Origin of the sequence: Psychrobacter sp. CAL346-MNA-CIBAN-0220 (assembly GCF_040309805.1) — a bacterium.
In the GTDB taxonomy this organism is placed as follows: domain Bacteria; phylum Pseudomonadota; class Gammaproteobacteria; order Pseudomonadales; family Moraxellaceae; genus Psychrobacter.
In genome coordinates, this window is sequence record NZ_JBEOPF010000403.1 from 1 (window position 1) to 262 (window position 262).

The 262-nt window shown below is 42.0% G+C and carries 1 protein-coding gene; it reads left to right on the top strand.

Annotated features, from left to right (window positions below; translation table 11 throughout):
* On the top strand, nt 1–262 hold a 262-nt coding region (gene rpsB / locus AAEY88_RS14140), incomplete at both ends, for a 30S ribosomal protein S2 (protein ID WP_350563400.1).

The following is a 262-nucleotide window of genomic DNA, read 5'->3' on the forward strand; positions in this document are numbered from 1 at the left end:
GGTGTACACATCATCAACCTTGAGCATACAGTACCAATGTTCAACGAAGCTTTAGCTTTCATTAGCAACATCGCTTCTAAGAAAGGTAAAGTATTATTCGTAGGTACTAAGCGCGCTGCTGGCGAAGCTATCAAAGCATCTGCACTTTCTTGTGATCAGTATTATGTTGATCATCGTTGGTTAGGCGGCATGTTAACTAACTGGAAAACTGTTCGTCAGTCAATCAAGCGTCTTAAAGAGCTAGAAAGCCAGTCTGTAGACG